Below are 14,556 nucleotides of genomic sequence, written 5' to 3' on the forward strand. Positions count from 1 at the left end.
AGATGTTAACACCCCCATTCATTGTGTCGATTGCCGGCGGCGGCAGCACCTACACGCCAGGTATAGTGAAAAGCCTGATGGTACGCCTGCACGATTTCCCCCTGGCAGAGATTCGCCTGTATGACATCGACGAGGCGCGCCAGAACACCATTGCGCCCGTAGTGGAAAAGGTCATTCGCGACCACAGCCAGAGCATCAAATTCACGGTCACCAGCGATCCGGAGGTGGCCTTCAGCGGCGCGCATTTTGTTTTTGCTCAGATGCGCGTCGGACAGTACAAAATGCGCGAGCAGGATGAAAAAATTCCGCTGCGCCACGGAGTGGTCGGCCAGGAAACCTGCGGACCCGGCGGGCTGGCATATGGCCTGCGTACGATCCTGCCGATGGTAGAGCTGATCGATAGGGTGGAACGCTACGCGCACGAAAAGGCGTGGATCGTGAACTACTCCAACCCGGCGGCGATCGTCGCTGAGGGCGTGCGTCGCCTGCGCCCCAACGCACGCGTGCTGAACATCTGCGATATGCCTGTCGCCGCGATGCGCAATATGGGCGCCATTCTGGGCGTGGACCGTCATAAACTGGAGGTGGACTATTTTGGCCTCAACCACTTCGGCTGGTTTACCCGCGTGCTGGTGGACGGCGAGGACAAGCTGCCGGAGCTGCGTAAACATATCGCGATGTTTGGCCTGCTGACGGAAGACGCGGCCAAAACCGACCCGCAGCACTCGGATCCGTCATGGGTGAAAACCTGGCGCAACATCAAGCCGATTATGGATAACTTCCCGGAGTACCTGCCGAACCCGTATCTACAGTACTACCTGATGCCGAACCAGATTGTGGAGCATCAGAACCCGGACTATACCCGTGCCAACGAAGTGATGAACGGACGTGAGAAAAAGCTGTTTGCCGCCGCCGAAGAGTACCAGCGCAGCGGGATCTTACCGGACGCCTTCCACGTAGGTGTTCACGGCGAATTTATCGTCGATGTCGCCTGCTCGCTGGCATTCAACCTGCGCCAACGTCATCTGGTGATGGTGGAAAACCGCGGGGCGATTACCAATCTGCCGTACGATGCGGTGGTGGAAGTACCTGCCTATATCACCTCCGAAGGGCCGGAGCCTGTCCGCGTGGGTCAGGTGCCGTTGTTCCACCAGACGCTCCTGCAACAGCAGCTCGCTTCTGAACAGTTGCTGGTGGAGGCAACCATCGAAGGCAGCTACGAGAAAGCGTTGCAGGCGTTTACTCTGAACCGCACCGTGCCGACCATGGAGCACGCAAAAGCGATTCTGGATGAGATGATCGAAGCCAACCGCGACTACTGGCCAGCGCTGCAAAAGGCATGGCAGGACGGTGAAGCGGTGAAAAAATAGGGGCTTGCTCGCGAGTTGAACGTGGTTAACTTGTCGGTGTCAGAAAAAACACCGACAATCCTTTTTTACGGAAAAGAATGGAGGCAACCATGTCCACCTCATATTTTGTCGCCGCCGACTGGCTGATTGAGCACGGCGACGACCCGGAAGTTCAGATTATCGACGCGCGCATGGCCCCTCCGGGCCAGGAGCATCGTGACGTTCCCGCTGAATATCGCGCAGGGCACCTGCCTGGCGCTGTTTTTTTCGATATCGAAGCCCTCTCCGATCACACCTCTCCCCTGCCGCACATGCTGCCTCGTCCGGAAGCGTTTTCCGTGGCGATGCGCGAGCTCGGCATCAGCAAAGACAAACATCTTGTTGTTTATGATGAAGGTAATCTGTTTTCCGCCCCGCGGGCGTGGTGGATGCTGAAAAACTTCGGCGTGGAAAAAGTGTCGATTCTGGCGGGCGGGCTTGCGGGCTGGAAGCGCGACGAGCTGCCGCTTCAGCAGGGCGACGTGACGCTGCCGGAAGGCGAATTCGATGCCACGTTCGACGCACACGTGGTGAAACGCCTGACCGACGTGCTGGTCGTGAGCCATGAAAACACGGCCCAAATCGTCGATGCGCGTCCCGCTCCACGCTTCAACGCTGAAGCGGATGAGCCGCGTCCGGGACTGAAACGCGGACATATCCCGGGGGCGCTGAACGTGCCGTGGGGCGATCTGGTGTTTGAAGGCGAGCTGAAAACCACCGATGAATTGCGTGCCATTTTTGAACGTCAGGGCGTGGATTTGCATCGTCCGGTTATTGCCAGCTGCGGCTCCGGCGTGACGGCCTGCGTGGTGATCCTGGCGCTGGCAACCCTTGGCGCGAATGACGTGACGCTGTATGACGGCGCCTGGAGTGAATGGGGTGCACGGGACGATCTGCCGGTAGAACCGGCGAAATAATGGATAACCGCCTGGCAACGCTGTTAACACGCGGGTCGTCACTGACCCGCGCGGAGTATCGCGTCCTCGCCCACCTCACTGAGCATCCGCTGCTGGTGGGCAATATCACGGTGCGCGAGCTGGCGCTGGCGACATTTGTTTCCACCGCGACGATTATGCGGCTGTGCCAGAAGCTGGGCTTCAGCGGATTTAGCGAGTTTATCTGGCACTGCAAGCAGCTGCTTTCTGACACGCCGCATATCACCGTACAGTCTGCGCAACATGCAGAAATGCCCGCGCTTTTTGCCCGGTTTATTGCCAACTATCAGCAGACCTTCCAGTGGGTTACCCAGGACAAACGCCAGCAGTTTGCCAGCCTGCTGCGCCAGAAAGAGAGCTTCTTTCTCTACGGCGCCGGGTTTTCATATCTTTTTGCCGAGTACCTGACCAAGAAGTTGCAGGTGCTGGGAAAAACCGCGTTCATCTCCGGACCGGGGGACAGCCGGAATATTTTTCTCAGCAACGCCGCACGCTATCAGGTATTTATTGCCGTTTCGCGCAGCGGCGAAACGGAGCAGGTGCTGGATAAAGCGCGGATCGCCAAAAACGTCGGCATGACGATTGTCGCGTTTACCCGCGCGTCGGCCAATACGCTGGCAGGTATGGCCGACGTGCATTTTGCCCTCTATGACGAAGCGGTACATTTCGCCGCCGAAGCCGCAGGGGTGACGTCGTTTGAGTCGAATCTGGTGCTGCTGATGGATTTACTGTTGCTGGAAGCAACGGGGTGAAGGTCACCCCGCCGTAATCAGATAATGCGGTTGGTCTTGAGATCGCGCAGGAAGCCGCCCCAGCGACGCTCGTAGAACGGGGTGATGTGCTCGGTAATAAAGTGGCTGATGCCCTGCTCACCTTTCTTCACCTGACAGATATCAATCGGCTCATCGCCCGGGAGCGTGTCGGTCGCTACGCTTCCCGCCGCCTGGATGATCTCGTCGATATCGCCATCGGCCTCAATTCCAATCAGCAGAACAGGCTTTTCGTCAGCGCTCTCTTTGATGGAGCAGAGGAACGCGCGTTTTACCGGCTTGATGGTTTTAAACAGCGTGGTCAGGGAGTCAATCATCTGCGCGGGCGGCTCAGCCACTTCAGACAGCAGCAGCGTTTCGCCCCCTTCCAGCACCTCCTGGGTGCTGAGCGGGTTGCCCTCGTCACCAATCAGATGGCTGATTTCACGCGGAGTGAACTCTTTCCCTGTCGGCAGTTTGGCGTTGAGGAACAGCGTCTGCCCCAGGGTCATTTCGAACAGCGTGCGCACCGGCATCACCACGAACGCCTGTTCGTCTTCTACCGCTTCCTGCAAGGCCTCGAGCGAGGTAAAGAACGGGATCACCGACGTGCCGTCGTCTTTCTCCCAGTGCAGCAGATCCAGGGCGCTGTCTTCGACAACCTGCTCCCCTTCTGCTGCGGTGCCCGGCACCCAGACGGTGGATTCCAGCAGCGTGCGGAAAAAGGCCGGACGGTGGGCGGGCTCGGTCGCCGCCTGCTCCAGCAGGGTTTCTAATTCGTTTTTGGTTTCTGACATAGTTTGGCTACTTCACAATTGCCCGGCGGCGCTACGCTTGCACGGGCCTACGGGTTTTGTAGGCCGGGTAAGCGTAGCGCCACCCGGCAAAAAAGATCACTCAGCCGTCAGCAGGTTCGCCACGGTACGCACACCCAGACCGGTTGCGCCTGCTGACCACTGCTCAACCGCCGCTTTACGGTAGGTTGCGGAGCAGTCAATGTGCAGCCAGCCTTCATGGTAGTTCTCAACGAAGTGAGACAGGAAGCCTGCTGCTGTGCTGGCTCCCGCCGGGTACGCCGCGCTCGCGGTGTTGTTCAGCTCGGCGAAGTTAGACGGCAGCTGGCTGCGGTGGAACTCGGCCAGCGGCAGACGCCAGAACGGCTCGTTTTCCGCCGCCGCGCTGGCCAGCAGGCGAGCGGCCAGCTTGTCGTCGAAGCTGAACAGCGCATGGTAATCGTTGCCAAGGGCAGTTTTCGCCGCGCCGGTCAGGGTCGCCATGTCGATAATCAGCTCCGGCTTCTGCGCAGAGGCGTCAATCAGGCCATCGGCCAGCACCAGACGGCCTTCGGCATCGGTGTTCATCACCTCAACATTTTTACCGTTGCGGTAGCGAATGATGTCGCCCAGCTTGAAGGCATTGCCACTCACCATGTTATCCGCGCAGCACAGGTAGAGCTTCACGCGTTTGTTCAGACCACGGGTGATGGCGAACGCCAGCGCGCCGGTAATGGTCGCCGCGCCGCCCATGTCGGACTTCATGGAGTCCATGAACGCGCTCTGCTTCAGGCTGTAACCGCCGGTATCGAAGGTGATACCTTTCCCGACCAGACAGGCAAAGACCGGCGCTTCTTTATCGCCGGTTGGGTTGTAATCCAGCGCCAGCAGGACCGGAGGACGCTCGGAGCCACGACCCACGGTGTGGATACCCATGTAATTTTGTTCGCGCAGGTCTTCACCTTTGGTGATGCGGTAGGACATCTTGTCGTCCGCCACGCCGCACAGCAGGTCAACCGCGCGCTGCGCCAGCTGCTCAGGCCCCAACTCTTCCGCCGGGGCGTTGATGGTGTCGCGCACCCAGTCGATAATTTTCAGGCGGCTTTCCAGCTCTTTCTGACCGGCTTCATCGAGGTTCGCCCACTCAATTTTACGGGTGCCTTTCGGCCCTTTGTAACCCGCCCAGAAAGCCCAGCTGCGGTCTGTGTCCCAGCCTTCGCCAGCCAGAGTGACATGCTTAATGCCCAGGCCGTCAATTTTACGCGCGGCGCGCTGGATCAGGCCCAAATCATCGTTACCCGTCAGGTGCAGGGTAATACCGTCGTTATTGATGCTCCAGGTGGCTTTCTCGCCCCAGCGTGCGTCGGCTGGCTGCGTGGAGAGCGTAATCTTCATCGCTTCGGTCATTTTATTTGTCCTTATTAGCAAACGGGCCGCCTGAAGGCAGCCCGTTAAGTGATTTACTCTGCTTCATCTAACCAGACTAACAGAATCGCCTCCAGAATTTTTTCATTGGATGCGTTTGGATCGTCGTCAAAATCCTCTAAATCGCAGATCCACTGATGCATGTCGGTGAATCGTACGGTCTTCGGATCGAGATCCGGGTTCGCGTCGTAGAGCGCTTCGCCGATTTCACGGCTGTCAGTCCACTTCAGTCCCATATTAATGCTCGCGTGCGTGGTTGATGGTGTAGCGTGGGAATTCCACGACCAGATCTTCATCGGTCACCGCGGCCTGGCAGCTTAAGCGGCTGTCTGGCTCCAGACCCCATGCTTTATCCAGCATGTCGTCTTCGTCTTCGGTGCTCTCGGCGAGAGAATCAAAACCTTCACGCACGATGCAGTGGCAGGTGGTGCAGGCACAGGATTTTTCACAGGCGTGTTCCACTTCGATACCTGCACGCAGGGCTACATCGAGAATGGTTTCACCGGTCTTCGCTTCCAGAACAGCGCCATCCGGACAGAGGTCCGCATGAGGCAAAATAACAATCTTTGGCATATTAAACCTCGTCCACGGACTGGCCTTTCAGCGCGACGCGGACAGATTTGTCCATGCGGCGAGCAGCGAAGTCCTGGGTTTGTTTATCAACGTTTTTAATGGCTTCTTCTATTGCGTCAGCGTCATTGCCTTCGGCCACGGCGCTTAAGCGCGCAGCAGCGTCGTCAATTACCTGGCGTTCAGCGGCGCTTAACAGCGCGGCATCGGCAGCAAGCGCGCCGTTCAGGCTCTCCAGCACGCGTGCGGCTTCCACTTTTTGTTCCGCCAGCATACGCGCCTTCACATCCTGCTCGGCGTAGCTCATTGAGTCCTGAATCATGGAGGCGATTTCGCCATCGGTCAGGCCGTAGGACGGCTTCACCTGAATGGACGATTCGACGCCGGTGGATTTTTCCATCGCCGTCACGCTCAGCAGGCCGTCCGCATCCACCTGGAAGGTGACGCGAATATGCGCCCCGCCCGCCGGCAGCGCCGGAATTCCGCGCAGCGCAAAGCGCGCCAGAGAGCGGCAGTCCTGCACCAGCTCGCGCTCGCCCTGCATCACGTGGATGGACATCGCGGTCTGGCCGTCTTTGAAGGTGGTGAACTCCTGCGCGCGCGCCACCGGAATGGTGGTGTTACGGGGAATGACTTTCTCCACCAGGCCGCCCATGGTTTCTAAACCCAGAGACAGCGGGATGACGTCCAGCAGCAGCATTTCGCTGTCCGGCTTGTTGCCGACCAGGATATCGGCCTGGATAGCGGCACCCACGGCAACCACTTTGTCCGGGTCGATAGAGGTTAGCGGCGTGCGGCCAAAGAATTCCCCTACGCGCTCACGTACCAGCGGCACGCGGGTTGAGCCGCCAACCATGACCACTTCCAGCACCTCGTTAGCCTCAACGCCCGCATCTTTCAATGCGCGACGGCAGGCCAGTAGGGTACGCTTAACCAGAGGCGCAATCAGTTCGCTGAACTGGTCGCGGGTGATCTCACCCTGCCAGCCTGCGACGTTCACGCTGACGGACTGCGCATCGCTCAGGGCGATTTTGGCGTCGATGGCCGCATCCAGCAGTTCACGCTGGACGCGCGCATCGCTGCGATCGCTGATGCCCGCCTGCTCGCGGATGTAGTCCGCCAGCAGATGGTCGAAGTCATCGCCGCCGAGCGCGGAATCCCCGCCGGTGGCCAGCACTTCGAACACACCGCGGCTTAAGCGCAGGATAGAGATATCAAACGTCCCGCCGCCGAGATCGTAAACCGCAATCACCCCTTCCTGACCGGAATCGAGGCCGTAGGCAATGGCTGCCGCTGTCGGTTCGTTCAGCAGACGCAGCACGTGCAGGCCCGCCAGACGCGCGGCGTCTTTGGTGCCCTGACGTTGTGCATCGTCGAAGTAGGCCGGAACGGTGATTACCACGCCGTCCAGATCGCCACCGAGCGTCGCCGTCGCGCGCGCCGCCAGCGCTTTGAGGATGTCAGCGGAAACACGAATCGGGTTCAGCAGACCGGCAGATGTCGCAATCATCGGCAGGCCGTTTTCGCTGGCCTGTAACTGGTACGGCAGATGCGGATAACGGGTCTGGATATCCGCAAGCGAGCGGCCCATCATGCGCTTAACCGAGCTGATGGTGTTAGCCGGATCGCGCGCGGCATTGGCGCGGGCATCAAAGCCGACAGCGTGACCCTGCTGCTGGTAGTGGACCACGGAAGGCAGCAGATGGCGGCCCTGCTCGTCAGCCAGCGTTTCCGCCTGGCCGCTACGCACGGTCGCCACGAGAGAATTGGTGGTGCCCAGGTCAATACCGACCGCCAGACGACGCTGGTGCGGTGCGGCGCTTAAGCCTGGCTCACTAATTTGTAATAAGGCCATAATTGCTTCCGAAATTAAAAATCGAGCAGCTTTTCTTCGAGTTGTTCAGCACTGCTTCGCAGTTTATCGAGAAAACGGAGTTTGCGCACAGTGTCTGCCGCCACGTCCCAGGTCTCGTTGTTCAGTTGCTCAACCATCTGCTGATGGCGGGTATCGAACATGCCCTTTACGCGCTGGAGAAAACGTTCCAGACGCGCTTCGTCTTTAGCCTGTTCAATTTCATCCAGCTCTTCGCGAAGCTCCAGCTGCTCCATCAGAAACGCGGTGTCGCGCACGGTATGCTGTTCGCTCGCCAGATCAAAACCGTGGAGCGAGAGCAGATATTCTGCACGCGCCAGCGGATGACGCAGCGTTTGCCAGGCCTGGTTGATGGTTGCGGAGTGTGATACCGCAGCCAGCTGCTCTGCCTGCGTCCCGCTGGCGAATTTATCCGGATGGTACTGACGCTGGAGATCCTGAAAACGGATCGTCAGCGCCTGGAGATCAATCGGGTATTGAGCGGGTAGTCCGAAGAGAGTGAAGTAATCCATAACAATCTCAGGGGTAGCCTGTTAGAACAAACCCCACGCGTAGCACAGCCACGGTGGGGTTATACCTTCTTACTTCGCGCTGCAGATGCGTTGTCTGCGCTCGTTCACCCCAGTCACTTACTTAAGTAAGCTCCCGGGGATTCACTCGCTTGCCGCCTTTCTGCAACACGAATTAATCGGTATAACAGCGGAACGCGGTTAAACGTGGAAGCTTTCGCCGCAACCACACTCGTCTTTGACGTTCGGGTTCGTAAATTTGAACCCTTCGTTCAGGCCTTCTTTTACAAAGTCCAGCTGAGTGCCGTTGAGAAATTGCAGGCTTTTGCCATCGACCACCACCTTCACGCCCTTGTCTTCAAACACGGTGTCATCAGACGCCGGTTCGTCAACAAACTCCAGTACGTAAGCCATACCAGAACAGCCGGAGGTACGTACGCCCAGTCGCAGGCCAAAGCCTTTACCACGGTTCGCCAGAAAAGAGCTTACTCGCGCGGCAGCGCTGTCGCTAAGGGTAATCGACATACTCAAACCTCAATTATTTTGCTTCACGTTTGCTTTTGTAATCCGCAATGGCGGCTTTGATCGCGTCTTCTGCCAGAATTGAACAGTGAATTTTCACCGGCGGCAGTTCGAGTTCTTCAGCAATGTCCGTGTTTTTGATTGCCTGTGCTTCGTCCAGAGACTTGCCCTTCACCCACTCGGTGACCAGGGAGCTGGAGGCGATAGCAGAACCGCAGCCGTAGGTCTTGAAGCGCGCGTCTTCAATGATACCTTCATTGTTGACTTTAATCTGCAACTTCATCACGTCGCCACACGCTGGCGCGCCAACCATACCGCTACCGACAGATTCGTCGCTGTTGTCAAAAGAGCCAACGTTGCGCGGGTTCTCGTAATGATCGATAACTTTTTCGCTGTATGCCATGATTGAATTCTCCTTATGTACCGATTAGTGATGTGACCATTCAATGCTGTTCAGATCCACGCCCTGCTTGAACATTTCCCACAGTGGAGAAAGGTCGCGCAGACGGCCGATGGAGTTACGAACCAGTTTGATGGTGTAGTCAATCTCTTCTTCGGTAGTGAAACGACCTAAAGAGAAACGGATAGAGCTGTGCGCCAGCTCGTCAGTCATGCCCAGCGCACGCAGCACGTAGGATGGCTCCAGGCTTGCAGACGTACAGGCAGAACCGGAAGAAACGGCCAGGTCTTTCAGCGCCATGATCAGCGACTCGCCTTCAACATAGTTGAAGCTGACGTTGAGGATGTTCGGCGCGCCCTGCTCGAGATCGCCGTTCAGATAGACTTCTTCCATATCCTTCACGCCGTCCCAAAGACGGTTACGCAGCGTACGCAGGCGTGCCATCTCGCTTTCCATCTCTTCTTTCGCGATGCGATACGCTTCGCCCATGCCCACAATCTGGTGAACAGGCAAAGTACCGGAACGCATGCCGCGCTCGTGACCGCCGCCGTGCATCTGTGCTTCGATGCGGATACGTGGCTTGCGACGAACGTACAGCGCGCCGATGCCTTTAGGGCCATAGATTTTGTGACCGGAGAAGGACATCAGGTCCACTTTCAGCTGGCTCAGGTCGATAGGCAGTTTGCCCACGCTCTGGGTCGCATCCACGTGGTAGATGATGCCGCGCGCACGGCACATTTCGCCGATGGTGGCGATGTCCTGCACAACACCGATTTCGTTGTTAACGTGCATGATGGAAACCAGAATGGTGTCATCACGCATCGCCGCTTCGAGCTCTTTCAGGTCGATGATCCCGTTGCTCTGCGGCGCCAGGTAAGTCACTTCGAACCCTTCACGCTCCAGCTGACGGCAGGTGTCCAGCACGGCTTTGTGTTCGGTTTTGCTGGTGATGATGTGCTTGCCTTTTTTCTGATAAAAGTTGGCTGCACCTTTGATCGCCAGGTTGTCGGATTCGGTCGCACCGGAGGTGAAAACAATTTCACGCGGGTCGGCACCGACCAGGTCAGCAATCTGATTACGGGCGATATCAACCGCCTCTTCAGCATGCCAGCCAAAACGGTGTGAACGGGAAGCTGGGTTACCAAAGTTTCCGTCCAGGGTCAGACACTGCATCATTTTCTCGGCAACACGCGGGTCCACCGGCGTGGTTGCGGAGTAGTCGAGATAAATCGGTAATTTCATTGCTCTATAAACTCCGTACATCGCTTCAATGCAAGGAATCAGGCAACCGGCTGGATGTACGACCGAGTACGCGGGGTGTGACCACCCCGGCCTGATTCTGAATACTTATCTTTTTAATTACGCGCGCAGTTTAACGTCGATGGCGTCCTGCGTGCGGGTGCTGCGTTGTGAATCCTGACTGTGCTGACGACCAGAAACATCCAGAACTTCCTGGTTATTAACCAGCTCACCCAGGGTGATGTTATTCAGGAAGCCGGTCAGACGGTCGCTCAGATCGCGCCACAGCGCGTGGGTCAGGCATTTATCGCCGCCCTGACAGCCGCCTTTGCCCTGGCAACGGGTCGCGTCAACGGATTCGTCAACTGCGCTAATCACTTCGCCAACCGCAATACTGCCCGCGTCTTTACCCAGCAGATAACCGCCGCCCGGGCCACGAACGCTGGACACCAGTCCATTTTTACGCAGTCTGGAGAACAGCTGTTCCAGATAAGAGAGGGAGATCCCCTGTCGTTCAGAAATATCAGCCAACGGAACCGGGCCCGCTTCGGAGTTGAGCGCAACGTCCAGCATCGCGGTCACGGCATAACGCCCTTTAGATGTCAGTCTCATGTCTTACTTAACCTCAAACTCGCCCCTGCCCGGGGTTTTTTATTGTAAAATGGGGGTATTGCATAGCAGGGCCAAGTCTGACATTCCTGACTAAATTGGTCAACTATTTACTTGACTGTTTTAGTCAGGTATTTAACCTTCTGTGCCTTCATAACAAAGGTGCGGACTGATGCCCTCACCCCGGCCCTCTCCCACAGGGAGAGGGGGAAATCAACACTACTCTTTATTCTTCTGCTCAATCGACGCCAGGATCCCGCGCAGGATGTTCAGCTCCTGGCTTTCCGGACGCGCGCGGGTGAACATACGGCGCAGCTTGTTCATCACCTGCCCTGGATGGCCTTCACGGATAAAGCCGGTCGAGAGCAGCGTCTGCTCCAGGTGGCCGTAGAAGCGCTCCAGATCGTCCACCAGCGGGTAGGCCGTCTCTTCTTTAGGTTCGACCGGTTTTTCCTGCGTCGCCAGCCATGCCATGCGTACTTCGTAGGCAATCACCTGCACCGCCATCGCCAGGTTCAGCGAGCTGTATTCCGGGTTTGCGGCAATCGCCACGTGGTAGTGACACTTCTGTAGTTCCTCGTTGGTCAGGCCAACGCGTTCACGACCAAACACCAGCGCAACCGGCGCCTGTTCCGCTTCTGAGATACTTTTCAGGCCGCATTCGCGCGGGTCCAGCATCGGCCAGGGCAGCGTACGGGAGCGCGCGCTGGTCCCCACCACCAGACTGCAACCGGCCAGGGCTTCGTCCAGGGTGTCCACAATCTGTGCATTCCCGATCACGTCGCTGGCGCCGGCCGCCAGCGCAATAGCCTGAGAGTCTGGTTTCACCAGCGGATTAACCAGCCACAGGTTCGTTAAGCCCATGGTTTTCATAGCGCGGGCCACAGAGCCCATGTTGCCGGTGTGCGATGTTTCGACCAGCACGATTCGAATGTTTTGCAGCATAATTTTTAGATGTCTGGATTCAGTGTCTGAAGAATATTCGGGCATATTATCATAAACGAGAGACATAATCCGATCCCGCTGCTATACTCTGCGCCGATTTTCCTGTTCTTTAACATCCAGTGAGAGAGACCGATGCATCCGATGCTGACCATCGCCGTGCGCGCAGCGCGCAAGGCGGGTAATGTAATTGCCAAACACTACGAAACCCCAGACTCCGTAGAAACCAGCCAGAAAGGCAGCAATGATTTCGTGACTAACGTCGATAAAGCCGCCGAAGCGATTATTATCGAAACGATCCGCAAATCTTACCCGCAGCACACCATCATCACCGAAGAAAGCGGTGAACATGAAGGTACCGATCAGGATGTTCAATGGGTTATCGATCCACTGGATGGCACCACCAACTTCGTTAAGCGCCTGCCACACTTCTCTGTGTCTATCGCAGTACGCATCAAAGGCCGTACTGAAGTCGCCGTTGTTTACGATCCAATGCGTAACGAACTGTTCACCGCGACCCGCGGTCAGGGCGCGCAGCTGAACGGCTACCGTCTGCGCTGCAGCAATGCACGCGATCTGGACGGCACGATTCTGGCGACCGGCTTCCCGTTCAAGGCGAAGCAGCACGCAACCACTTATATGAATATCCTCGGCAAACTGTTCACCGAATGCGCGGACTTCCGTCGCACCGGCTCTGCTGCACTGGATCTGGCCTACGTGGCGACCGGCCGCGTTGACGGTTACTTTGAGCTGTCACTGAAGCCGTGGGACTTCGCGGCGGGCGAGCTGATCGCACGTGAAGCTGGCGCGATTGTTTGTGACTTCACCGGCGGCCATAACTATATGTCTACCGGCAACATCGTTGCAGGTAACCCGCGCGTTGTTAAAGCCATGCTGGCAAACATGCGTGAAGAACTGAGCGATGCGCTGAAGCGTTAATCCAGTCTGTTAAGCCCGGTGGCGCTACGCTTACCGGGCCTACAAACCCCTCAGGTATGGCTAAAAAGGCCGCAACCCCCTTCCCACCGGCACCGCACTTATCCACATCGTGACCGCAGCCACCAGCAGAATCACCCCGCCCGCCAGCGCAAGCGTCGTCCAGCCAACCTGTCGCCACAATACCGGCGTTTTATTGCCGCTGAGTTTTACCGCCAGCTGACGGAAGCTGTGCACCAGCAAGGCTAACGAAGAGATAGTCAGAGATGTTCCCGCCGCCATCGCCAGCGCCGAGATCATGCCCCAGCCAAATACACCTATCACTTTGCTGAACAACAGCACCATGATTGCGCCCGAGCATGGACGCATCCCCATTGAGAGAACAATCATCAGGCGCGCACGCCAGTCGTCACCATTCTGTAATTGTTCCTGCGTCGGCAGATGCTGATGCCCGCACCCGCAGTTTTTATGGTGAAGGTGATGCGGCGTAAAGATTTTGAATTTTGGTTTTTGCAGCAACGCGCGCAATTTTTTCAGCGCCCGCCAGCAGAGAATCAGCCCCAGTAAGCCTACCAGCGCGTAACTTCCCTTCTCCAGCCAGAAGCTGCTCATATGCAGCTGGCGGGCCGGGAGCTGTAGCAGCGAAAGGACGACCACGACCAGCGCAATTGCCACACCGCCCTGAAGTAACGAGGAAGCCAGCGTCAGGCCGATACTCGATTTCAGCTTCGACGGATGGGTGGCAAGCCAGGTCGTGATGACGATTTTGCCGTGCCCCGGCCCCAGGGCATGCAGCACGCCATAGATAAAGCTGAACGCCAGAAGAGAGCCGCCCGCTTTGGACGGATTTTCCGCCACGGCTTTCAGCAGCCCGCTCATCTGCTGATTAACTTCCCGCTGCCAGAGGATACTTTTCATCATCACCTGCGGCCATGCCTGCCACAGCCAGAGCGCGCCGCCAGACGCTAACAGCAAAAAGAGCGCCAGAGGCCAGAGGTGCAGCCAGCGACGCGGCTTACTGACGGGGGAGGAGATCACTGACATTGTAACGTCACCTCCTGCGCAAACTGTTTTCCTAATTCCATGTCTTCTGGAGGCGCATCTTCTTTATCAAGGGAAACGGCAAAGTTCAGCGTCTCTTCACTGGGCGTCGGCGTGTGCACGGCAATTTTGCAGCTTTTTTGCAATATTTCTGGCAACTGCACGTCGCTGTCCTGGGCGTAATGCATATCGACATAGTAGGTTGGGTCAAACGTGGAAAACCTGTACTTCTGCCCGGCCAGCGGCTGAGGGTGCGCCAGCGGAAGGATAAACGTCAGCACCGCCTGATGGCCGTCGCGGGTCATACCGTACTCCGTGGGACGGTTAAGAAATTTCACCTTTTGTCCGTTGTGCCAGAACTCGGTGAAGTAGTGCTGACCCAGCACGTTGGCCATGACTTCCGCCGCCAGCTTTTTCCAGATCTCGTCGCCGGGCTTTGCGTTTCCGGCATCGTACAGCAGGTCGGCGGAGGTGATTTCATCCATCGTCCAGCGCATCTTCAGGCCGCTGAGCTGCGTGCCGTCCGTCACCAGTTCGGTTTTCAGGCTGATAAAGCTGTGAGGATGTGCGCTGGCGGCGGAGGTGATAACCGCCAAAAATAACGCTGTCACGCTTTGTTTAACTGTTTGCATCAATTCCTCACGT

The 14,556-nt window shown here is 57.4% G+C and carries 17 protein-coding genes; 4 read left to right on the forward strand and 13 right to left on the reverse strand.

What is annotated here, in order from left to right; genetic code table 11:
• The first annotated feature begins 2 nt into the window (after positions 1 to 2).
• From L3069_RS16370 to L3069_RS16380, 3 genes are all read left to right on the forward strand, one after another.
• Positions 3 to 1,370 (forward strand): 6-phospho-alpha-glucosidase, encoded by a 1,368-nt coding sequence (locus L3069_RS16370; RefSeq protein ID WP_038416509.1) that lies wholly within the window; start codon positions 3 to 5, stop codon positions 1,368 to 1,370.
• 89 nt (positions 1,371 to 1,459) lie between these two features.
• A complete protein-coding gene (sseA, locus tag L3069_RS16375; protein ID WP_023300716.1) occupies positions 1,460 to 2,305 on the forward strand; it encodes a 3-mercaptopyruvate sulfurtransferase in 846 nt (281 codons plus the stop codon).
• Positions 2,305 to 3,075: a MurR/RpiR family transcriptional regulator gene (locus L3069_RS16380; protein WP_023306706.1), complete on the forward strand. Its 771-nt coding sequence runs from the start codon at positions 2,305 to 2,307 to the stop codon at positions 3,073 to 3,075. Before sseA ends, L3069_RS16380 begins: the two co-directional genes overlap by 1 nt.
• 17 nt (positions 3,076 to 3,092) lie before the next feature.
• Here L3069_RS16380 and sseB read toward each other — a convergent pair whose 3' ends face one another.
• The 11 genes from sseB to trmJ all read right to left on the reverse strand — a co-directional run bounded on the left by sseB (position 3,093) and on the right by trmJ (position 11,937).
• Positions 3,093 to 3,869 carry an enhanced serine sensitivity protein SseB gene (gene sseB, locus L3069_RS16385; protein WP_032623766.1) on the reverse strand — a complete coding sequence of 259 codons (777 nt, stop codon included), beginning with the start codon at positions 3,867 to 3,869 and terminating at the stop codon, positions 3,093 to 3,095.
• Positions 3,870 to 3,965: 96 nt separating this feature from the next.
• A complete protein-coding gene (gene pepB / locus L3069_RS16390) occupies positions 3,966 to 5,252 on the reverse strand; it encodes an aminopeptidase PepB (RefSeq protein WP_022649015.1) in 1,287 nt (428 codons plus the stop codon).
• Between the two features lie 53 nt (positions 5,253 to 5,305).
• Entirely contained in the window at positions 5,306 to 5,506 is a 201-nt protein-coding gene (gene iscX, locus L3069_RS16395; protein ID WP_003860650.1) for a Fe-S cluster assembly protein IscX, read from the reverse strand.
• A 1-nt stretch (position 5,507) separates the two neighbouring features.
• Complete coding sequence (gene fdx, locus L3069_RS16400) at positions 5,508 to 5,843, reverse strand: ISC system 2Fe-2S type ferredoxin (protein WP_003860652.1); 336 nt, start codon at positions 5,841 to 5,843, stop codon at positions 5,508 to 5,510.
• A 1-nt stretch (position 5,844) separates the two neighbouring features.
• On the reverse strand, positions 5,845 to 7,695 hold the full coding sequence (gene hscA, locus L3069_RS16405) for a Fe-S protein assembly chaperone HscA (protein ID WP_038416510.1): 1,851 nt from the start codon (positions 7,693 to 7,695) through the stop codon (positions 5,845 to 5,847).
• A gap of 14 nt (positions 7,696 to 7,709) precedes the next feature.
• Positions 7,710 to 8,225: a co-chaperone HscB gene (gene hscB / locus L3069_RS16410; protein WP_022649017.1), complete on the reverse strand. Its 516-nt coding sequence runs from the start codon at positions 8,223 to 8,225 to the stop codon at positions 7,710 to 7,712.
• Positions 8,226 to 8,423: 198 nt separating this feature from the next.
• Positions 8,424 to 8,747: an iron-sulfur cluster assembly protein IscA gene (iscA, locus tag L3069_RS16415; protein WP_003860659.1), complete on the reverse strand. Its 324-nt coding sequence runs from the start codon at positions 8,745 to 8,747 to the stop codon at positions 8,424 to 8,426.
• Between the two features lie 13 nt (positions 8,748 to 8,760).
• Complete coding sequence (gene iscU, locus L3069_RS16420) at positions 8,761 to 9,147, reverse strand: Fe-S cluster assembly scaffold IscU (RefSeq protein ID WP_003860661.1); 387 nt, start codon at positions 9,145 to 9,147, stop codon at positions 8,761 to 8,763.
• A 24-nt stretch (positions 9,148 to 9,171) separates the two neighbouring features.
• Positions 9,172 to 10,386: a cysteine desulfurase gene (gene iscS, locus L3069_RS16425; RefSeq protein ID WP_006176692.1), complete on the reverse strand. Its 1,215-nt coding sequence runs from the start codon at positions 10,384 to 10,386 to the stop codon at positions 9,172 to 9,174.
• Positions 10,387 to 10,503: 117 nt separating this feature from the next.
• A complete protein-coding gene (gene iscR, locus L3069_RS16430) occupies positions 10,504 to 10,995 on the reverse strand; it encodes a Fe-S cluster assembly transcriptional regulator IscR (protein ID WP_003860665.1) in 492 nt (163 codons plus the stop codon).
• A 216-nt stretch (positions 10,996 to 11,211) separates the two neighbouring features.
• On the reverse strand, positions 11,212 to 11,937 hold the full coding sequence (gene trmJ / locus L3069_RS16435; RefSeq protein ID WP_015572157.1) for a tRNA (cytosine(32)/uridine(32)-2'-O)-methyltransferase TrmJ: 726 nt from the start codon (positions 11,935 to 11,937) through the stop codon (positions 11,212 to 11,214).
• Positions 11,938 to 12,069: 132 nt separating this feature from the next.
• On the opposite strand from trmJ, the gene suhB reads away from it, so the two are divergent.
• Positions 12,070 to 12,873 carry an inositol-1-monophosphatase gene (gene suhB / locus L3069_RS16440; RefSeq protein ID WP_022649020.1) on the forward strand — a complete coding sequence of 268 codons (804 nt, stop codon included), beginning with the start codon at positions 12,070 to 12,072 and terminating at the stop codon, positions 12,871 to 12,873.
• Between the two features lie 60 nt (positions 12,874 to 12,933).
• On the opposite strand, the gene L3069_RS16445 is transcribed toward suhB, so the two are convergent.
• Together L3069_RS16445 and L3069_RS16450 are read right to left on the reverse strand one after the other, a co-directional pair.
• Entirely contained in the window at positions 12,934 to 13,914 is a 981-nt protein-coding gene (locus tag L3069_RS16445; protein ID WP_023300721.1) for a nickel/cobalt transporter, read from the reverse strand.
• Entirely contained in the window at positions 13,905 to 14,543 is a 639-nt protein-coding gene (locus L3069_RS16450; RefSeq protein WP_022649022.1) for a DUF1007 family protein, read from the reverse strand. Before L3069_RS16450 ends, L3069_RS16445 begins: the two co-directional genes overlap by 10 nt.
• Between the last annotated feature and the right edge of the window lie 13 nt (positions 14,544 to 14,556).

Origin of the sequence: Enterobacter cloacae complex sp. ECL411 (genome assembly GCF_021869665.1) — a bacterium.
GTDB lineage: Bacteria > Pseudomonadota > Gammaproteobacteria > Enterobacterales > Enterobacteriaceae > Enterobacter > Enterobacter intestinihominis.

Bases quoted from the DNA above. Each gene is read 5' to 3' on its own strand.
- L3069_RS16370 (WP_038416509.1), top strand. From the start codon at position 3: ATGTTAACACCCCCATTCATTGTGTCGATTGCCGGCGGCGGCAGCACC.
- sseA (WP_023300716.1), top strand. From the start codon at position 1,460: ATGTCCACCTCATATTTTGTCGCCGCCGACTGGCTGATTGAGCACGGC.
- L3069_RS16380 (WP_023306706.1), top strand. From the start codon at position 2,305: ATGGATAACCGCCTGGCAACGCTGTTAACACGCGGGTCGTCACTGACC.
- sseB (WP_032623766.1), bottom strand. From the start codon at position 3,869: ATGTCAGAAACCAAAAACGAATTAGAAACCCTGCTGGAGCAGGCGGCG.
- pepB (WP_022649015.1), bottom strand. From the start codon at position 5,252: ATGACCGAAGCGATGAAGATTACGCTCTCCACGCAGCCAGCCGACGCA.
- iscX (WP_003860650.1), bottom strand. From the start codon at position 5,506: ATGGGACTGAAGTGGACTGACAGCCGTGAAATCGGCGAAGCGCTCTAC.
- fdx (WP_003860652.1), bottom strand. From the start codon at position 5,843: ATGCCAAAGATTGTTATTTTGCCTCATGCGGACCTCTGTCCGGATGGC.
- hscA (WP_038416510.1), bottom strand. From the start codon at position 7,695: ATGGCCTTATTACAAATTAGTGAGCCAGGCTTAAGCGCCGCACCGCAC.
- hscB (WP_022649017.1), bottom strand. From the start codon at position 8,225: ATGGATTACTTCACTCTCTTCGGACTACCCGCTCAATACCCGATTGAT.
- iscA (WP_003860659.1), bottom strand. From the start codon at position 8,747: ATGTCGATTACCCTTAGCGACAGCGCTGCCGCGCGAGTAAGCTCTTTT.
- iscU (WP_003860661.1), bottom strand. From the start codon at position 9,147: ATGGCATACAGCGAAAAAGTTATCGATCATTACGAGAACCCGCGCAAC.
- iscS (WP_006176692.1), bottom strand. From the start codon at position 10,386: ATGAAATTACCGATTTATCTCGACTACTCCGCAACCACGCCGGTGGAC.
- iscR (WP_003860665.1), bottom strand. From the start codon at position 10,995: ATGAGACTGACATCTAAAGGGCGTTATGCCGTGACCGCGATGCTGGAC.
- trmJ (WP_015572157.1), bottom strand. From the start codon at position 11,937: ATGCTGCAAAACATTCGAATCGTGCTGGTCGAAACATCGCACACCGGC.
- suhB (WP_022649020.1), top strand. From the start codon at position 12,070: ATGCATCCGATGCTGACCATCGCCGTGCGCGCAGCGCGCAAGGCGGGT.
- L3069_RS16445 (WP_023300721.1), bottom strand. From the start codon at position 13,914: ATGTCAGTGATCTCCTCCCCCGTCAGTAAGCCGCGTCGCTGGCTGCAC.
- L3069_RS16450 (WP_022649022.1), bottom strand. From the start codon at position 14,543: ATGCAAACAGTTAAACAAAGCGTGACAGCGTTATTTTTGGCGGTTATC.